The 17,439-nt window shown below is 47.0% G+C and carries 19 protein-coding genes; 15 read left to right on the top strand and 4 right to left on the bottom strand.

Features of this window, described 5'->3' with window-relative positions:
- Positions 1-56: 56 nt before the first annotated feature.
- Together N836_RS52595 and N836_RS52600 are read right to left on the bottom strand one after the other, a co-directional pair.
- Positions 57-785, bottom strand: a complete 729-nt coding sequence (locus tag N836_RS52595) for a 15,16-dihydrobiliverdin:ferredoxin oxidoreductase (protein ID WP_023072876.1) — start codon at positions 783-785, stop codon at positions 57-59.
- Positions 786-899: 114 nt separating this feature from the next.
- A complete protein-coding gene (locus N836_RS52600) occupies positions 900-1,490 on the bottom strand; it encodes a phycobiliprotein lyase (protein ID WP_023072877.1) in 591 nt (196 codons plus the stop codon).
- A 103-nt stretch (positions 1,491-1,593) separates the two neighbouring features.
- Here N836_RS52600 and N836_RS52605 point away from each other — a divergent pair, with 103 nt between their 5' ends.
- Positions 1,594-2,424: a pentapeptide repeat-containing protein gene (locus N836_RS52605; protein ID WP_023072878.1), complete on the top strand. Its 831-nt coding sequence runs from the start codon at positions 1,594-1,596 to the stop codon at positions 2,422-2,424.
- A gap of 69 nt (positions 2,425-2,493) precedes the next feature.
- Here the strand turns inward: N836_RS52605 and N836_RS52610 are convergent, their stop codons facing one another.
- Together N836_RS52610 and N836_RS52615 are read right to left on the bottom strand one after the other, a co-directional pair.
- Positions 2,494-3,027 (bottom strand): phycobiliprotein lyase, encoded by a 534-nt coding sequence (locus tag N836_RS52610; RefSeq protein ID WP_023072879.1) that lies wholly within the window; start codon positions 3,025-3,027, stop codon positions 2,494-2,496.
- Between the two features lie 367 nt (positions 3,028-3,394).
- Positions 3,395-4,054 carry a HEAT repeat domain-containing protein gene (locus N836_RS52615; protein ID WP_023072880.1) on the bottom strand — a complete coding sequence of 220 codons (660 nt, stop codon included), beginning with the start codon at positions 4,052-4,054 and terminating at the stop codon, positions 3,395-3,397.
- A gap of 111 nt (positions 4,055-4,165) precedes the next feature.
- Here N836_RS52615 and N836_RS52620 point away from each other — a divergent pair, with 111 nt between their 5' ends.
- The 14 genes from N836_RS52620 to N836_RS52675 all read left to right on the top strand — a co-directional run bounded on the left by N836_RS52620 (position 4,166) and on the right by N836_RS52675 (position 17,394).
- Positions 4,166-4,741 (top strand): phycobilisome protein, encoded by a 576-nt coding sequence (locus tag N836_RS52620; protein ID WP_023072881.1) that lies wholly within the window; start codon positions 4,166-4,168, stop codon positions 4,739-4,741.
- Positions 4,742-4,765: 24 nt separating this feature from the next.
- Positions 4,766-5,455 carry an ankyrin repeat domain-containing protein gene (locus N836_RS52625; RefSeq protein ID WP_023072882.1) on the top strand — a complete coding sequence of 230 codons (690 nt, stop codon included), beginning with the start codon at positions 4,766-4,768 and terminating at the stop codon, positions 5,453-5,455.
- 506 nt (positions 5,456-5,961) lie between these two features.
- A complete protein-coding gene (locus N836_RS52630) occupies positions 5,962-6,822 on the top strand; it encodes a phycobilisome linker polypeptide (RefSeq protein ID WP_023072883.1) in 861 nt (286 codons plus the stop codon).
- Between the two features lie 117 nt (positions 6,823-6,939).
- Entirely contained in the window at positions 6,940-7,680 is a 741-nt protein-coding gene (locus N836_RS52635; RefSeq protein WP_023072884.1) for a phycobilisome rod-core linker polypeptide, read from the top strand.
- 280 nt (positions 7,681-7,960) lie between these two features.
- Complete coding sequence (locus N836_RS52640) at positions 7,961-10,915, top strand: phycobilisome rod-core linker polypeptide (protein WP_023072885.1); 2,955 nt, start codon at positions 7,961-7,963, stop codon at positions 10,913-10,915.
- Between the two features lie 478 nt (positions 10,916-11,393).
- Entirely contained in the window at positions 11,394-12,155 is a 762-nt protein-coding gene (locus N836_RS52645) for a phycobilisome rod-core linker polypeptide (protein ID WP_023072886.1), read from the top strand.
- Between the two features lie 120 nt (positions 12,156-12,275).
- On the top strand, positions 12,276-13,028 hold the full coding sequence (locus N836_RS52650) for a phycobilisome rod-core linker polypeptide (RefSeq protein WP_023072887.1): 753 nt from the start codon (positions 12,276-12,278) through the stop codon (positions 13,026-13,028).
- A gap of 134 nt (positions 13,029-13,162) precedes the next feature.
- Positions 13,163-13,402 carry a phycobilisome linker polypeptide gene (locus tag N836_RS52655; RefSeq protein ID WP_031292764.1) on the top strand — a complete coding sequence of 80 codons (240 nt, stop codon included), beginning with the start codon at positions 13,163-13,165 and terminating at the stop codon, positions 13,400-13,402.
- A 225-nt stretch (positions 13,403-13,627) separates the two neighbouring features.
- The gene (locus N836_RS52660; protein ID WP_023072889.1) at positions 13,628-14,155 is read left to right on the top strand and encodes a phycobiliprotein lyase; all 528 of its coding nucleotides are present in this window, start codon (positions 13,628-13,630) and stop codon (positions 14,153-14,155) included.
- A gap of 130 nt (positions 14,156-14,285) precedes the next feature.
- Complete coding sequence (locus tag N836_RS74165) at positions 14,286-14,624, top strand: phycobilisome-associated family protein (RefSeq protein ID WP_023072890.1); 339 nt, start codon at positions 14,286-14,288, stop codon at positions 14,622-14,624.
- Positions 14,625-14,965: 341 nt separating this feature from the next.
- The gene (locus N836_RS52665) at positions 14,966-15,580 is read left to right on the top strand and encodes a chromophore lyase CpcT/CpeT (protein ID WP_023072891.1); all 615 of its coding nucleotides are present in this window, start codon (positions 14,966-14,968) and stop codon (positions 15,578-15,580) included.
- Positions 15,564-15,947, top strand: a complete 384-nt coding sequence (locus tag N836_RS0138100; RefSeq protein WP_023072892.1) for a hypothetical protein — start codon at positions 15,564-15,566, stop codon at positions 15,945-15,947. Before N836_RS52665 ends, N836_RS0138100 begins: the two co-directional genes overlap by 17 nt.
- A gap of 325 nt (positions 15,948-16,272) precedes the next feature.
- The gene (gene cpeB, locus N836_RS52670) at positions 16,273-16,827 is read left to right on the top strand and encodes a C-phycoerythrin subunit beta (RefSeq protein WP_023072893.1); all 555 of its coding nucleotides are present in this window, start codon (positions 16,273-16,275) and stop codon (positions 16,825-16,827) included.
- A gap of 72 nt (positions 16,828-16,899) precedes the next feature.
- Entirely contained in the window at positions 16,900-17,394 is a 495-nt protein-coding gene (locus tag N836_RS52675; RefSeq protein WP_023072362.1) for a phycoerythrin alpha-2 chain, read from the top strand.
- The last annotated feature ends 45 nt before the right edge of the window (positions 17,395-17,439 follow it).

Here is a 17,439-nt window from a genome sequence, read left to right on the forward strand (position 1 = left end):
GTATGGGCACCGCATGTGGGTGCCCTATAACTGCGTAATGAACGTGGTCTAAATACCTAATGGGTCTGAACGGCTAGAGGAACAGCATCCTCAAACAAAAACTCATACAGAAATCGATCGGCCCATTCTGAACCAAAATAGCTGGTAAATAGACCGTGGGCCGGGTCACGCTCAGCACTGTATTGATCGTAGTCAATCTGAGCCTTTTTAACCCGGGCAATTTCTACCTCGTTTGTTAGCGGTTCTGTATCACCTAAGATCTTCCAATAAAGATCGAGATAGTCTTTAAATGCAGACAAAACTCGCGTAGAGATAGTTTCAGTATCTGTCTTAGCAAATAATAAATACTTTGAGAAGTACTGATTAGCATCATAGAACTTCATTTCCAAACCCTGGGCCAGCTCAGCGTAGTTGTCCCGTAGCGTCTTAAGCGGCATCAGGTACTTAGCTTCGTAAGCCTCATCCTGGAACAAGGGTTGAAAGTCGAGAACAATTAAGTTCTTAACCTTACCAAAGGACAAAAAGTCAATTCCTAGTAGAGGAACGTCGTAGCAGTGGTTAGGGTAAAGGACGCCATTAAATATCTGTGCGCCTTTGCCAGCGTCAATATATGTGTAGCGAATTTTTCTGAGTTCAGGTGACTGATAACACCAACTTTGAATCGATGCTGGGATCCGCCCTCGCTCACTAATTTTGCACTCTAGTCCCTCTGGAATAGCCCGTGGTTGTAGTTCAAATCTCTCTTTTAAGGAGGTTTCTAAATGCTCTAGAAAAGGGCGGTACATGTGTCTTCGCCTTAATTAATAACGGTTACGACAGATACCTTCTGCCATTTGCAGCATAGGAGATATCTGAGGGCCATGTCCCTATTCTTAAAAACAAAGACACATTCCGTTACATCATGCTGTTCGCAATCGAGCAGCATTGGCCTCGACCATGGTTGTGAGGTCATCTTCAGTGACAAATCGCCGTTCTGAGCAGTAGGTCATCAGGTTGATCCCATTAGCTAAACGGGCTGTACTCACACGTACGCGGAAGTCATCAGAGAGGAACCAACAGCGTTCTTGGCCCTGGTTTTTATCATATTCATTGTCAATGGTGAGGACACCATCGTCAGCAAAGCCATATCGTCCGACCACAGGCATATTTTCCACATAGCCTCGGTCCCGCAGAATCTGGCCTGTTCGTCCTTGATCGTTATTGGGAATATCGACAAGAATAGCGGCGTACTTAGAGTCGTAGGTAAATTCTTTGGTATTTGACTGCCAGGAAAACTGGGCTCCTCCAGACGCTTTACTGGGGTCCACGCCCTGACTTTGACAAATTTCTGCAATCCGTGGGTCCTGGGCCTCGATCACATCCACGATTAAATTAGACTCTCCCGATTCATCGGCCACCGAGTCAAAATGATGTACGGCTCGCTGAATAAACCAGATGCCTTCGCTTTTGCGAAAGAAATCCATCATGGTCATGGGAGTTTGAAATGGCATGGGATCTTTCCGTTTTAAAGGGTCGGTTGCTAAGAAGTGTGTCCAATGGCACTGTTACACTGGCCTTAAAGAACACGGTTTTAATTACAAAGTTTAGCTATCTATGAGCCATCTCGAAACTCCAAGCGCATCTTTGTTAGAGCGCTTGTCAGTCCAACAGGATTTGTCAGGGGCCGATCTCTCAGGCAAAGATTTGCGTGGCTTTGATTTGTATCGAGTTAATTTATCAGAGACAAATTTAGCCGGTAGTTGTCTGCAAGGGGTGACGTTGATTGGTGCTAACCTCACGGGAGCCAACCTGAGTCGGGCGCAATTGCAAAAAGCTGATTTGCGGGGTGTAGAACTGACTGGGGCGAACCTGACCGGGGCCGATCTCACCGGAGCGTTTATTCACCGTGCCGATCTACGGGGAACAAACTTTGCCGATACAGTGCTGACCGAGGCTAAGTTAAACATTGCCCTTTACGATGACCATACCCAATGGCCAGAAGGCTTTCGCTACAAAAGCTCTGGAGCTATTGGGCCAGAAGCCGTACTCAATGGTGCGTTTCTCAATACGGCCTATTTGCGGGGGGCAAACCTACGGGGGGCAAAGCTTTTAGGGGCTTATCTCAGTGGTGCCGATTTAACGGGTGCGATTTTGGATGATGCTAGCTTGAGCGGTGCTAATTTGCAGAGAGCATTTTTGACCGGAGCCAGTTTGCGTAATGCTCGGGTCAGTGGTACCGAGTTGCAAAGAGCTGACCTGCGAGCGGCTGATTTAACCGGCGTCGAGTTTGACATGGTGGGCAGTATTGCCGGAGCAGATTTCACTATGGCCCAGGGGCTAACTAAAAACTCAAGAGGTCAGCTTCTGGGCCATTCGACGAGTGAACTGGATGTGTGGAATGGGCTGACCCGCAACACGACACGACGCAGTTTAGAGGTTGAGTAAATTGAAAATTTAGGGAAATTTAGGACTCAAAACTTAGTGGGCGGTGCCCACATTATTGCTGGGCCTCTATTATTTCCGGGTCTCCAAATATTGACCGATCATCATTTCTTGACCAGCTCTCGAAATGATGGTCTGGCGGGTGCGGTGGTTGTCGCCGACGAGCTTGAGTTCTTCGTCAAAAGCGGAACCGCCGTATTCAGTGTGGAGCTGCATGGTGTTGCGATCGCGCAGCTGATAGGTGGCAAACACAGGCTTGGTCGTGGCAAATCCGCGATCGCGATACAGGATATTGCCTTGAATTCCAAAAACCGTAGAGCCGGTGGCTTGCTTCCGGCTGGGACTGATGTAGTTACTTTCCCAAGAAGATTTCACACCACAAATAATGGCTTTGTCCAAACCGTGCATCGTTTCTAATGCCACTAGTTCTGGGTGATTAGCCTCTAGAAGCTCAATAGTTAGCTCGCTCACAACTTCCTGAGCTTGACCATTCTGGAGAGTGTAGTAACGACGTTGGGAAGTCCATCGACCGGCAGAATTTGCAAAGAAATTAGCTGCCAAGGTTTCCAGGTTTTCAGCAGGGGTGGTAATCACAGACAATGACATAAAATCTAGGACCTTAAATTTAAGCGATGCACTCGAAATCAAGCTATAAGCAAACAAGTTTATATTTATTTACATTTAAGGTAGCGAAAATCTAGGTAAACGGCAATAAAGCATTTATTAAATTTGGTGCCTATAGTGGGTGGATACGATTAGTTTGCCACCGATAGAAAAGTTAACAGAGCTGCGGGCTTGCAGCTGTAGCCGTACCTACCGTTCCATATCTAGATTGGCTAGTCGTAGAGGCTGCAGTCTGATTGCCCATTTTTCTGGATAGGCTTGTCTGTACTTACGATGACGTTGATGGGATGCCGCAAGTTTCGTCAGTTTCGTCAGCATAGGGGCGGCTGATGGTGGTAGACCCCTGAGCTTAGGGCACTAATCCTTCTAGAGCGGCGGCGACAACCTTATGCTGCTGATCCTGGCGCAGCTCTATCAAGGCCTCTTTTGCCTCTGGTGCATCGAAGCGCTTGAGGGCATAGGCAACATGCATACGTGTATACCAGTTCTCTGCCGTCTTTAGAGGCAATATTGCGGCTAGCGCGGCCTCTGCCTGGTTGGTGTCTGCTAATGTGCTCAAATGGTCGATACCTGCGTTAATTACGGTCAGATCACTGTCATTGATGGCCGCCAAACAAATGTCGAGCATGTTTGTGGGACTGTTGAGGTCGATCATGGCGGCAAGAATGCTACGCCGAATCAGCCAGTTGCTGTTGCTGTGAAATGTCTCAACCAGATGGGGAATCGACGCTTCACCATACATGGCAAGAGAGTTAGACGCTTCTGCTCGCACGTTAGCGTCTGGATCGTTGTCAATCATCGCCAGTAGGGCCTCAAAGCCGGTGTTGCTACGCTTACGCCCCAAACCCATGGCTACAAAGGAACGCACTAAAAATTCAGAATCGTTTTTTTTACTTAGCAGTAGCGGGCTGGCCGTCTCAGAGTCATAATCTTTGAGGGCGACAATGCCCTTCAGGCGCTTCTGTGAATCGGGGTGTTCAAGGATGGCTTGAATTTCGGAAAGTTCCATAGTTGAGTGTGCGAACTGCTAGCAGCGGACCACTTATGACGCGTTACATCAGCATGAGCTTACCTCGATTGTAACATTGTGTAACAATAATTAGAGAGTGTAAAACCAATCATGTCATCGTCCCTCAGTCCTCGGGTCAAAGAACTCATTGTTAAGGCACGGATTGTCAGTTTTGATGGCTGGCAGGATGAATTTGGAGAGGGTGCGATCGCGCTACTCCAGTCGGCTGATGATGAACGAGTTTACTTAGATGATGCGGGCTTAAAAGATATGCCAGCTGGCAAGATTTCCCGTTATCTGCGTGATCATGCGAATGCCATTGTGGATACTGCCCGAGCCCAGGTTTTGGCTCAGTTTCCTGGCATTACCGAGTCAGGTGGTGGCTTATATCCAGTGGCAAGGGCGGAAGCCTGCTGGCGAGATTTCTGGCATTTTTTGCGCTGTATCACCTATGGCATAGCAGCTCAACGTACCGATTACACTAGCGCCACTGGTCTATCCTACCTGGAGCAGCTTTATCAAGAACTCCAGGTGCCTTTGGATGCCATGGTTTACGGTCTTCAAGCTCTGCAAGCTGCTAGTAAAGAGCAACTCGCTAAGCTGGAATTTACCATCACTGACGAGCAGATAGAGCCTTACTTTGAGCATCTCATTATTGCCCTGAGTCGTTTTCAAGCAGTTACTTAATGTTTTGTTTAATCCATATTTCCGATGCCGTCTATCCATGAATCCTTCGTCAATGCCTGTATCCGTGGTGATTTAGCTGTAGTCAAGCAACACCTAGTGGATGGTGCAGATGTTGAAGGAATTTGGCGCAGTTGCACTGGGTTAATGTGGGCTGCGGCTGAAGGTTATCTACCGGTCGTAGAGCTACTGCTGCAGGTGGGAGCCAATGTGAATACGCGTAATGAGGTGAATTACACTGCCATCCTTTACGCCGCTGAGACCGATCAGCGCGATATTGTACTCACCCTCCTTGATCACGGTGCGCAGACGGATGCCAGTGTTTGTAATCGTTATGAAGAGACGATTTTACTGTTAATGGCACGGCAGGGTCATGCTGATATCGTGGAACGACTGGCTCAGCGGGGGGACAACCTGCATCACACCAACAAAATTGGTGACACTGCCTTATATTTGGCCGTTAACAACGGCCATGCACCCACAGTTGCCAGTTTGATCAAGCTGGGAGCCAATGTAAATACGGCCAATATTGGTGGCTGGACACCGTTAATGATGGCTTCTGCCCGAGGCGATATTGACATCATAGAAATGCTCCTGGCCCAGGGGGCTGATGTGACTCCCACAAATCGTTGGGGAGGCACTGCTCTGAGCGAAGCCCAGCAGTCATTTCGGTCTAGTCAAGCCGTGGCCATGTTAAGGCAGGCAGGGGCTGAATAGAGTTTTAATGAGAAAATAAGTTGCAAATGTAAAGATAAGCAAACAAATGGTCTGAAAGCCTTGGATTTGCGTTTGTAAGTTTTGTCGGCCATATTAGCTAATTGTATAGTTTTGTATCTTTAAGGTTGCAGTCTGACGTGGTGTGACCACAGTGTTATGGATTGCTGAAAATAGACCGAAAGTTTTGCTGTGAAAGGTCTTAAGCGATTTCTGGTCGCCGTCTAAATGTCTGATCCGTAGCACTGACACCGTCATCTCAACTAGGTTCATAATTCTTGATGATTAGAGGCCGCTTTTATATACGAAGATGAACGGCAGAGAGTGTTTATGCTCAGTTTTGGTAAGGCTTTTTTTGCGCTGTCCTGCTTAAACTAGTTAATTTGCATTTGCAAATTTAAATTCGCTAGCAGTGTCAGCGGTGTTGTATGGACACAGTCAACCCTAAGCTTCTTAACATTCCGAGATAAAATATTTAGACCATTGTTGTCATCTAGGAGATAGCATTAATGGCTTTTGGACCAGCTTCACGATTGGGCGTGAGCCTTTTCGACGAGACCCCTCCAGTCGAGTGGGTTCCTGGCCTTGATAGTGAGGGCTTCGAGTCTATTATCAAAGCCGTCTATAGACAGGTTTTAGGTAATGCCTATGTGATGGAAAGCGAACGCCTCGCTGTACCCGAATCCCAGTTTAAGCGTGGTGAACTGACTGTGCGGGACTTTGTGCGTGCCGTGGCTAAGTCTGACATGTATCGCGCCCGCTTCTTTGAGAGCTGCCCCCGTTACCGCAATATTGAGCTTAACTTCCGCCATTTGCTTGGTCGGGCTCCGAACGGTTTTGAAGAAATGAAGGCTCATAGCGCCATTTTAGATACAGAAGGCTTTGAGGCTGACATTGATTCTTACATTGATAGTGACGAGTATCAGGATGTCTTTGGACAGGATTTTGTCCCCTATATTCGTGGCTACAAGACTGAAGCAAGCAATATGGTTGGCTTCACCCATACCTTTGAATTAGTACGCGGTGCTTCCAGTAGCTCTTTGAAAGGGAGTGTCAATGGTAAGAAGCCTCGTCTGAACTCATTGGTAATCAACGCTATACCAGCACCTGTCCTCTCTCCGCTGTCCGCTGGTGGGACCTTCCAGACTCCTCCTGATTCTTCTCGTACTCGCCATGGTGTTGGTGCTAGTGCTAATGGGAAGATTTATCGAGTCGAGGTCACTAGCTATCGCTCCAATGCCTTTAACCGCGTGTCTAAGTTCCGTCGCGCCAATAAGGTATATATGGTTCCCTTTGACAAATTGTCTGATGAGTATAAGCGGATCCATAAGCAGGGTGGTGTGATTGCTAGTATCACTCTCGTTTCCTAGCTCAAGCTGATCTGAATCGGTCAGAGACAGGGCTGTATTTGCCCTTGTCTCTGGTCGTTGTTTCAGATCGTTTATGTGTTGAGAACATCTTTTCAAAACAACAGTAGGAGATTTCCAATGACAACGTATGAGTTGTGGCCTGCGAGCAGCAGCGAAGATAAGCAGGCAATTATTCGTGCTGTATATCGCCATGTCTTGGGTAACCCCCACGTAATGGACAGTGAGCGCTTGGTAAGCGCTGAGTCTCAGTTTTGTGATGGCACTATCTCTGTTAGAGGTTTTGTTCGTGCAGTTGGTAAGTCTGATTTTTACCGCAGTCGCTACTTTGAGAAGTGTGCTCCTTATCGCTTTGTGGAGCTAAACTTCATGCACTTTTTGGGGCGTGCTCCTGAGAGCCAAGCAGAGCTTTCTGAGCATATTCGTCGCTGTGTAGAAGAAGGCTACGATGCTGAAATTGATTCCTACATCGATAGCGATGAGTACCAGGCTCGCTTTGGTGAGAATGTGGTGCCGTTCTACAATGCGAATCTGACTCAAGTGGGTCAGTCCCAGGTTAGCTACAACCGCATCTTTGCAATTGACCGCGGTCCCGCTCAGGTGAGCAGTGCTGTTAAATCAGCTCAATTGGTGGCTCAAGTGGCTGGTACTGAGAAGGGTAACAAGGTTAAGGCTGCGGCAACTAACTTGAATTCCGGAACAACCAAACGCTTCAAGATTAAGACGACAGCAGCTAAGTTTGATGCTCCTCGTCGCGTCAGTATGAACGAGTACATCGTATCGGCTGATAAGATGACGCCGCAGATTCAGCGTATTCACCGCACAGGTGCCAAGATCGTTAGCATCACTGAGATTGTGTAGTCTTACGTGAAATGAGTCCCAAAGGGCCACCCTGTTTATTGAGGTGGCTCTTTTTTAACTAGCTCTTTGAAGTTGTTGTCTAAGCGGGCCGGACGAATCCATCGGGCGTTATTATTCCTGATTGGAAGCTCAGGAGTCTCTTATATGGGGTCTTCTATATAGGGATTTTCGAGCTTCAGGTGATTTTCCATGGAATCCATGGATGGTTCTAATTCATATAGATAGAGTTCGCTTAATCAAGGCATTGCCGTTTTAGAGGAAGGAAGGTACCGACAAGCGCATGATTAATAACACTTTGTTTCGCCCTACAGTCATCAAGGCTAACCGAAAAAAGTTTAATCCTGAAGGCTTTGATCTAGCCGCGGCTCTAAAGAAGCGAAAAGCAGCTGAAGCGGTTAAAGCGGCGACTCCTCCCACGGCTGACTTCGATGTCCAGAAAAACTACATAACATCGTTTTCAGATACTCAGCCTGTAGAATGTATCAGCACGACATCGGTTTCAGACCTAGATGTAGTCATTCGTGCTGCCTACAGGCAAGTATTTGGCAATGCCCATCTGATGGAAAGTGAGCGGGCTGTCATCGCCGAATCTCAGCTACGTAAAGGCGAAATTACAGTATTAGAATTTGTTCGCCAGTTGGCCAAGTCCGATCGCTACCGTGCTGTATTTTTTGAAAACTGCCCTAACATCAGGGCGGTGGAATTAAATTTTAAGCATCTGCTCGGGCGTGCCCCTGAAAATAATGCCGAAATTTCTCAGCATATTCAAATTTTGGCCGAGGGCGGTTTTGATGCCGAAATTGATGCTTATCTGGATAGCGACGAATATTTTCAGGCTTTTGGCACAGATATTGTCCCCTACTATCGTGGCCATAAAACGCAGACGGGTAAGTCAGTTTCTGGGTTTACCCATTCTTCCCAGCTGGTTAAAGGGGCATCTAGTAGCGATAAGTCCATTGAGAGTAATACCGCGCCGCAAATTCAAGCTGGACTGCTAGGTGGTACGCCGACTGAGATTAAGCCACTGGCCACACTGCCATTCTCCACACCTGTCATTCCACCACAGGAATATAAGCAGCCTGAGAAGGAACTGACTAAGGAAGACTATATTCCTGTTTATAAGTCAGCTTCATTTTTGGCAAAGCCGGTTACCCCCAGCGAGTGGGTTAAAGAGTATAACGCTAAGCAGGCGGCGGCTACCTTCCCTGCGGCTCGCTCTAGCCAGCCCGTCAAGCTCTATGCAGGGGCTGGCAATGAAGATAAGGAGATTCTGATTCGCACAGCCTACAAACAGGTGTTTGGTAATGTTCATCTGATGGAAAGCCAACGCCTGCTCACGGCTGAGTCCCAGTTTAAAGATGGGACTTTGACTGTTAAGGAGTTTGTGCGTGCCCTGGCTAAGTCGGATGCTTATCGGGCTCTGTTTTTTGAGAGCTGCTCTAATGTTCGAGCGGTTGAATTGAACTTCAAGCATTTACTGGGTCGTGCTCCTGACAATTTTAAGGAAGTCTCTAAGCATCTTGGTATCCTTGCTGAAGGTGGTCTAGGAGCTGAAATTGATTCCTACTTTGACAGCCCAGAGTATGACCAGAACTTTGGTGCGGATACGGTGCCTTACTACGTGAGCTATGCAACGCAAACGGGTAAGAATGTTGCCGGTTACAATCGCATCTTTGAGCTGGTTAAAGGGCTGTCCAGTAGCGATCGCTCTATCTCTGATTCGATTCAGACCAGTCAGCGATCTCAGCTACAAAAAGATCTAGTTAAGACCTTCAAAGTAAAGCAAGAAAACGTTTTCAACCCCAAGGGTTTCCAGTTGGCCAAAGTCATTGGCGCACCTGTTATTGTCGCCAAACAGGATGCTGGTTCGCCCTCTATCATTACGGCCTATACTGATTCCTTTGCTGACCAAAAACCTATTGAACTGGTTGCGGGTGATAGTACTGGCCAGATCGATTTGGTTATAGAAGCCGCCTATAAGCAGGTGTTTGGCAATGCCCACTTGATGGAAAGTGAGCGTTTTCCCATTGCTGAATCACAACTACGCAACGGTGACATCACTGTTCTAGAGTTTGTGCGCTCTCTGGCAAAGTCAGACCGATACCGCACCCTATTCTATGAACGATGCACCAACTTAAAAACCGTTGAGTTGAACTTCAAACATTTGCTGGGTCGTGCTCCTGAGAGTGGTGCAGAAATCTCGAAACACATTCAAATCTTGGCTGAGCAAGGCTTCTACGCTGAAATTGATTCCTATTTGGATAGCGATGAGTATTTCCAGACCTTTGGCGCTAGCATCGTTCCCTACTTCCGGGGCTATCAGACGCAGATGGGCAAAGGCATGGCTAGCTACACCCATTCCTTCCAGTTACTGCGCGGTGCTTCCAGTAGTGATAAGCAGCTGAGTCAGTATGGTGGTGCTGCTGTGGACCAGGCCATCCTTAGCAATAAGTCCAGCCGGATTCCTAATATCTCTGAGCAGACCGTACCAGTAGCCGATACGCGCCCACAGACCCAGCCCCCCGTTCCAGTGGTCAGTCCTGATTATTCCTTTAACCTTGAGGCGACCAGTTCCCTATCGACTGTTGAGCGCACAGCCATTTGGCAGGGACAATATAGCGCCTTTGCCAATACGGCTCCCGTCAAGCTTAACTCTGGCGCATCTGACGAAGATGTGGAACTAGTGATTGCAGCTGTCTATAAACAGGTCTTAGGCAATGCTCACGTTATGGAAAGTGAGCGACTGACCAAGGCTGAATCCCAGCTACGCAATGGCGATTTGACTGTACGTGAATTTGTGCGCACGTTAGCTAAATCAGACCTGTACAAGTCTCTCTTTATTGAGAACTCACCTCGCTATCGCTGCCATGAGTTGAATTTCAAACATCTTTTAGGCCGTGCTCCCGAGAGCTACGATGAGACTGTTTATCACAGCGCTATTGTCGACAATCAGGGGTATGATGCCGACATTGATGCCTATATTGATAGTGAAGAATATCGAACCGCCTTTGGCGAGGATATTGTTCCTTTCTATCGCGGTTATAAAACTCAGACTGGCAAAAATCTGTTGGGCTATATCAATATGTTCGATATGCTCACTAGCGTTTCCACTAGTGATAAAGCAGGCTCTAATCAAGCTCGGGTAGAAAAACGCCTCTCCTATGAGAATCCTGCAAAAGTTCAGCCTGTCACTGACGGTAATCTTTTGATTCAGAAGATGTTTGGGCTAATTTAACAGCAGATCCGCAGAGAAAAAGTAATAGATACTGTTAACCCCCTAAGCTTTTCAGAATTGGAAAGTCTAGGGGGTTAATCTGATTAGAGATATTCATGATTTTTCAGAGGTAGGACAGTGTGTGCGATCGCATCCTCTAAATGGATATCTACCTTTGAGTTGTTATTTGTATTACCTTTTCTCACTAAATATATCACCCAGATCATTAAGAAAAAAAAAGTTGTTCTCATTTGCCCCTCAAAATCCGATATCTGTCTAAATAGGGCACTGTTATCGAACGTCGATTTTGGTGGCTATAGCTATGCCCAGATCGAACGGGGGTTTTTCCCGTGACTAACTCTGGTCTATGCCTATCAAGACTGATGGTTCGAGTACTTAGTTAGCCCGCTATCCGTTATCTAATGAGCACCGTTTGCTCCATTGGCTCTAGCGGTAAGCCCTTTAGCAAACTCAAATTAATTTTTCGGAGGATTGTTCCATGGCACTTTGGGTAACCAATGCTGTGCCCGTTGAACTTCGCCCTAATGCAACTGAGGATGACCTGCAAACGGTTATTCGTGCTGTATATAAGCAAGTTTTAGGCAACCAGCATGTGATGGAGACTCAGCGTTTAACGAGCGCTGAGTCCCTACTGCGTGATGGCGATATCACAGTTAGAGGATTCGTCCGGGCAGTAGCCCAGTCTGAGCTATACCGCTCCCTCTTTTTTGAGAGTTCTTCGGCTTACCGCTTTATTGAGCTAAATTTTAAGCATCTACTCGGTCGTGCTCCTCAGGACCAAGCAGAAATTGCTAATCATGTCGCTCTTTATAATGAGCATGGCTATGTAGCCGAAATTAATTCTTACATCGACAGTGATGAGTACACTGCCAACTTTGGTGAAGACCGTGTTCCATTTGTGCGCGGTAGCCAGACCCAAACCGGTGTAAAGAACGTTGGCTTTAACCGTACCTTTGCTCTGATGCGTGGTGATGCTACTAGCGATAGTAGCAACCAAGCCAAGTTAATTAGTGATATTGGCAGTAACTTGGCAACTAAGATTACCGCTCCCCAAGGAGGTACTGGTCGTAGCAGCACTAACAAGCGGTTCCGGATCACAGCAAGCACATCCAAGTCTTCAGCTGCCTTGGGTCGCGTTAGTAAGCAGGAATACGTTGTTTCTTACAACCAGATGTCCCAACGTATTCAGAGCATTCTGAAGACGGGTGGAAAAATTCTGAGCGTCACCGAAACCAACTAGGTTTAACTTGCGGATGCACCAGCAGAGAACGTCTTCTCTGCTGGTGTTGTGTTGTCAAAAGTTCCGTATGTTTCAAACTACGGATTCATTAATCATCACTATTGTTTAGGAGAAACGGTTATGTCCCTCTGGATTAATAACGAAGCAGTTGAGCTGCGCCCCAATGCCACTGAAGAGGACTTTCAGGTCATTATTCGGGCAACCTATAAGCAGGTTTTGGGTAATGCACACGTTCTAGATAGTCAGCGTCTAGCCAGTGCAGAATCCATGCTCAAAAATGGTGAAATTACTGTTCGTGGTTTCGTGCGGGCAGTGGCTACCTCAGATATCTATAAAGCTCGCTGCTTTGACAACTCCTCTTCCTACCGCTTTATTGAGCTGAACTTTAAGCACTTGTTGGGTCGTGCTCCTCAGGATCAATCGGAAATTTCTGAGCATGTACAAACTTACAATACGGCTGGCTATGATGCCGAAATCGATTCTTATTTAGACAGTGATGAATATCTGTCTACCTTTGGCGAGAACGTTGTTCCCTACGCCTGTGGTACTAGCCAGACTGGTGTTAAGAACGTTGCCTTTAACCGCTTGTTTGCTCTAGATCGTGGTTACGCAGCCAATGACACTGGCAAGGGAGCCAAGCTGATTAGTGATGTTGCCGGTAATTTAGGCACTAAAATCAAGTCACCTGCTACTGGTTCAGGTGCCTATAGCAATACTGGTAAGCGTTTCCGCATTGTTGCCACTAAGGCCAACTTTGGCGCTCGGGTGACTAAGAGTAACTACAGTGTAGAAGTTGGTTTTAGCCAGCTCTCTAACCGAATTCAGAACATGCAGCGTTCTGGTGCCAAGATTGTCAGCATTTCAGAGGTATAAGCAAACGCCCTGAACCCTTAGGTGTAAATATCTCCCATGGTTTGGTGGTTTCAGCATCTGAGCCCTTAATCGTGGGAGGTTCTTTGCCTAATTGATATGTCTTAAAAAGTAGGTTTGATTACGAGGTAATGATCATGGCTGGAATGACAACAACGGGTTGTGTTGGCGTCAGTGACTATAATGCCCGTTCGGTAACAATCGATGTAACCAGCGTTGCTCGTCAAGATGTAGCAAAGTCTAGTACTTATCAGGTGAAGGTTCCCTTTAGCCAGATGTCCCGCACAATGCGTAATATCGCTGAGCTGGGTGGCAAGGTTGTAGGGGTGTCTGTAGCCGGTGGCGCTGCAGCGAGTTCTGATAGCTCAGACGGCTAGTTCACCATTTATGGCTGTTGTCTGTCGATTGATTGGATAGCAGTGGATTTATCATAACTACAAAGCCTTCAGAAGTTAGGCGTAGCTGTGCAAGCTGCCCATCTGAAGGTTTTATTGTTGGCAGTATCTGGTTAATGTACAAACGCCATTCTAGGCAAGCCTTCTGTTGGAGGCTTTACCTTAAGGGATAAAATTATAAGCTCATTCAAAAGATGTTTTACCTCAATGGATATTGAAACCTTTGTCGAACGCTCACTCGGTGAATGGCGATCGCAGCGTAGTGCCCATCACTTGGCATTTAGTCATTTTGAAGAAGTCCGCTCCACTATCAATATTGAATCGCTAACCATTGATGATCCCGGAGTGATAGATCTGTGTCAGCGTTATGAGGTTTCTCCTGAGGTGATTGTCAGTCCTTTCAAAATGAGTTGGGAAGGGGAGTCGGACTGGGATGAAGAGCAGGTGATCGAAGGATCGACTATTCTAGTACCTGTACCCGATAGTGCAACGACCGGTAAGCTATTGCGCGAGCAGGGCTATGCAGAAACCATGGAGTCGGTTGGTTCCTATTGCCTGACCGATGATGGGACGTTTATTTTGACTACGGCCTACGACCGGGCGGCGGCGGAAGAAAAGATTTGGTTTGCGACTCCGAACCTACGATTTCGGGTTTCTTTAATTAAGACTAGCAGTGGCAAAGGGGTGACTACAGCTAGTTTCTCATCAGAAGTCAGACGTGGGGTTAAAAGCTGACCACTAGTGGCATGGTTAATTTCTCAGAAATTACTTTACTACTGAGAGACTTGCAGTTTTGTCAAGTAGACCTGCGATTTTTGCAAATGGCGCTATCCTTGGAGACACTTTCTATTCAGAGGAAACTCCTATGGTAGGTATTACCGGCGGCTCTGCCTTAAGTGATTATCGTTCACGATCGGTCGTGATTGAGGTAGCTGGCATGGCAAATCAGACGATTTCCAGAGTTAGTAATTACCAAGTCAAGGTTCCTTTTAGCCAGCTGTCAGCAGCGCTTCATACTATTTCGTGCCAGGGTGGCAAGGTGGTCAATGTTGACATTCAAGGGGGGCAATCACAGGATGCTGTTCAGCCGACGGCTTCAGGAACAGCTGCTCCAGCTAGCGATCAGAAAGTTGCTCATAAGGCGAAAAATATAATCTCCCGTTTAACTGGTCGGAAAGGGCGACGGTCTAAGAAAACGTCTTAGGGGCTGTAAGGTATTCTGATTAACACAAGAAAAGCCGGGCTAGCCCGGCTTTTCTTGTGTTTGCTAGGTTAAAGCTATGGAGGCCATCTCTTTTGGTAGTGTGTTGAGCAGCGTCATCAAATGTTGATAATCTATCAGCCGATTACACCCACTGGACTGGCGTCTATTCCCATTGCTTGCTTACACTAAAGAATAGTGGGGTATTAGACCAATCAATGGGTATATAAGAGCGAATTCGAGCTGCCAAGCTAGGACTGTTGCGATCGCAACAGTCCGTAAAATAACGATGTTGCTCTAAATTAAAAAGAACTGAACTAAATAAACTTAAGAAATTTTAAGAAATGGTGCTTTCCGGCAATACTGACGTCTCTTACTCACAGGATTTTACAACCCTTGCTCGTTGGATGTCCGGGGACTTTAGTAATCAACAGCAAGCGTTTGACGATCCCAGAAAATTTGCCCACATTCGGATCTTTTTTCGTCCCCTTCCCTACGAGTTCTTTTCGGGTGTCGGGCTATATTCTGAGCAAACTCAGGACTATGACCTATGGAGTCCTTATCGACAAGGTGTACATCGTCTTGTTGATCAAGGGGAGCATGTTTACATTGAAAATTATGGTCTCAAGGATCGGTTACTCTATGCCGGAGCTGGCCATAATCTAGATATTCTAAAGACCATTACCCCTGACTGTATCGAACGACGAGAAGGCTGTTCGATGGTGTTTAAGCGTGAGGGCGATGCGTTTATTGGCAGCGTAGAACCTGGTAAAGCTTGCATTATTCCCAAGAAAGGCAAGATGACCTATCTCACCAGTCATGTGGAAATCACTGAAAGCACATGGATGAGCATTGACCAGGGCATGGATGTTGAAACCGATGAATATGTATGGGGCTCGACTGAGGGAATTTTAAAGTTCCATAAGCGGGCCAGTTTTGATAATGAATTACCTTTCTGAAGAAGTTGAAACGGATACGGACGTAGATTTAGAAAAAGAACTTAAGACGATTCGGATGTCCATGCTGCCTCCCCAAGCACAAAAAAAGATGAAGGCGTGGATCCGTAGTCGCCACCTCATTCGTTCAGGCAACTTCTTTATTTTTGAAACGGTTGAGTATTCAACGGTGGAAAAGTTTCAGGACTGTCTGAAAGCTTTGGGCGGGGCATTGATTTGCGTTGAGCCTGTCAAAAAGATCTGGATCGGTGATCATCGGCGGGTGGTTTTGTATCGTGCAAAAGCCAGTTTACACACTCCCCATCACGACTTACAGCAATATTGGATCAAGTACGGTAGCTTTCATACACGATTTGACGAACGAGCATAGGGGCTGAGATAGTCGCTGCCCTGAAAATCAAACGAGTCAGTTGCTAACTCGTAATTAGTTGAGCTTCTACCCTTTTCCCAGTCAGGGTTTACCCACGTGAAGCAATATCCTTTTGGAGGTGGCCAGCTCCTCTTGACCGACGAAGCGGGTTGTTGGCAAAGGCTTGTAAATTAGAAAACTGTGTCTCTTGTAACGGAATGTTGCTTTGTTTTCACTAATTGAGACATGTGTCACCACAATTCCCTATTGTTTCTATGGTGAGAAACGCAAACGAAGCGAGTTTGTTGTCACCAACAAAAGTTTTTAACAAAACAAGGAGAGCTCAATGCTTGACGCTTTTTCTAGAGCGGTAGTATCCGCTGATGCCAGTACTGCACCCGTAGGTGACCTAGCTGCTCTTAAGGCATTTGTTGCTAGCGGCAACCGTCGTCTAGATGCTGTAAACGCAATTGCATCCAACGCTAGCTGCATGGTATCCGATGCTATCGCTGGCATGATCTGTGAGAACCAGGGTTTGATCCAAGCTGGTGGTAACTGCTACCCCAACCGTCGTATGGCGGCTTGCCTACGTGACGGCGAAATCATCTTGCGCTATGTTACCTACGCTCTGCTAGCTGGTGATGCGTCTGTTCTCGATGATCGTTGCTTGAACGGTCTCAAAGAGACTTACGCGGCTCTAGGCGTACCTGCAACTTCCACTGTACGCGCGGTACAGATCATGAAGGCTCAAGCAGCTGCTCACATTAAGGATGAGCCTAGCGAAGCTCGTGCTGGTGCTCGTCTACGTAAGATGGGCTCCATTGTAACTGAAGATCGTTGTGCATCTTTGGTTGCTGAAGCTTCTAGCTACTTTGATCGCGTTATCTCTGCTCTAGGTTAGTCTCTTTAGACAACTTAGCGAGATTGCTCTGAACTGAATCACGATCAATTTAACTACTGGAGAAAATACGAAATGAAATCTGTTGTTACTACTGTGATCGCTGCTGCAGATGCAGCTGGTCGTTTTCCTTCCACTTCTGACCTAGAGTCCGTACAAGGTAGCCTACAGCGTGCTGCTGCCCGTTTGGAAGCCGCTGAGAAGCTAGCTGGCAACTTGGACAACGTGGCTAAAGAAGCTTACGATGCTTGCATCTCCAAGTACCCCTACTTGAACAATGCGGGTGAAGCTAACTCCACTGACACGTTCAAGGCAAAGTGCCTACGTGACGTGAAGCACTACATGCGTCTGATCAGCTACAGCCTAGTTGTGGGTGGTACTGGTCCTCTGGATGAGTGGGGAATTGCCGGTCAGCGTGAAGTATACCGTGCTCTGAACCTGCCTACTGCTCCTTACGTAGCGGCTCTAAGCTTTGCTCGTAATCGTGGTTGCGCTCCTCGTGACATGTCTGCTCAGGCTCTGACTGAGTACAACGCACTGGTTGACTATGTAATCAACTCTCTTTCCTAGTCATCTGACTACGATTAAGAGCTTGACTACCTTGAGTTAGTCAAA

Source organism: Leptolyngbya sp. Heron Island J (assembly GCF_000482245.1).
Classification (GTDB): Bacteria; Cyanobacteriota; Cyanobacteriia; order Phormidesmidales; family Phormidesmidaceae; genus Leptothoe.

Excerpts from the sequence above, each read along its gene's own strand:
- N836_RS52595 (WP_023072876.1), bottom strand. The coding sequence starts at position 785 with ATGTACCGCCCTTTTCTAGAGCATTTAGAAACCTCCTTAAAAGAGAGA.
- N836_RS52600 (WP_023072877.1), bottom strand. The coding sequence starts at position 1,490 with ATGCCATTTCAAACTCCCATGACCATGATGGATTTCTTTCGCAAAAGC.
- N836_RS52605 (WP_023072878.1), top strand. The coding sequence starts at position 1,594 with ATGAGCCATCTCGAAACTCCAAGCGCATCTTTGTTAGAGCGCTTGTCA.
- N836_RS52610 (WP_023072879.1), bottom strand. The coding sequence starts at position 3,027 with ATGTCATTGTCTGTGATTACCACCCCTGCTGAAAACCTGGAAACCTTG.
- N836_RS52615 (WP_023072880.1), bottom strand. The coding sequence starts at position 4,054 with ATGGAACTTTCCGAAATTCAAGCCATCCTTGAACACCCCGATTCACAG.
- N836_RS52620 (WP_023072881.1), top strand. The coding sequence starts at position 4,166 with ATGTCATCGTCCCTCAGTCCTCGGGTCAAAGAACTCATTGTTAAGGCA.
- N836_RS52625 (WP_023072882.1), top strand. The coding sequence starts at position 4,766 with ATGCCGTCTATCCATGAATCCTTCGTCAATGCCTGTATCCGTGGTGAT.
- N836_RS52630 (WP_023072883.1), top strand. The coding sequence starts at position 5,962 with ATGGCTTTTGGACCAGCTTCACGATTGGGCGTGAGCCTTTTCGACGAG.
- N836_RS52635 (WP_023072884.1), top strand. The coding sequence starts at position 6,940 with ATGACAACGTATGAGTTGTGGCCTGCGAGCAGCAGCGAAGATAAGCAG.
- N836_RS52640 (WP_023072885.1), top strand. The coding sequence starts at position 7,961 with ATGATTAATAACACTTTGTTTCGCCCTACAGTCATCAAGGCTAACCGA.
- N836_RS52645 (WP_023072886.1), top strand. The coding sequence starts at position 11,394 with ATGGCACTTTGGGTAACCAATGCTGTGCCCGTTGAACTTCGCCCTAAT.
- N836_RS52650 (WP_023072887.1), top strand. The coding sequence starts at position 12,276 with ATGTCCCTCTGGATTAATAACGAAGCAGTTGAGCTGCGCCCCAATGCC.
- N836_RS52655 (WP_031292764.1), top strand. The coding sequence starts at position 13,163 with ATGGCTGGAATGACAACAACGGGTTGTGTTGGCGTCAGTGACTATAAT.
- N836_RS52660 (WP_023072889.1), top strand. The coding sequence starts at position 13,628 with ATGGATATTGAAACCTTTGTCGAACGCTCACTCGGTGAATGGCGATCG.
- N836_RS74165 (WP_023072890.1), top strand. The coding sequence starts at position 14,286 with ATGGTAGGTATTACCGGCGGCTCTGCCTTAAGTGATTATCGTTCACGA.
- N836_RS52665 (WP_023072891.1), top strand. The coding sequence starts at position 14,966 with ATGGTGCTTTCCGGCAATACTGACGTCTCTTACTCACAGGATTTTACA.
- N836_RS0138100 (WP_023072892.1), top strand. The coding sequence starts at position 15,564 with ATGAATTACCTTTCTGAAGAAGTTGAAACGGATACGGACGTAGATTTA.
- cpeB (WP_023072893.1), top strand. The coding sequence starts at position 16,273 with ATGCTTGACGCTTTTTCTAGAGCGGTAGTATCCGCTGATGCCAGTACT.
- N836_RS52675 (WP_023072362.1), top strand. The coding sequence starts at position 16,900 with ATGAAATCTGTTGTTACTACTGTGATCGCTGCTGCAGATGCAGCTGGT.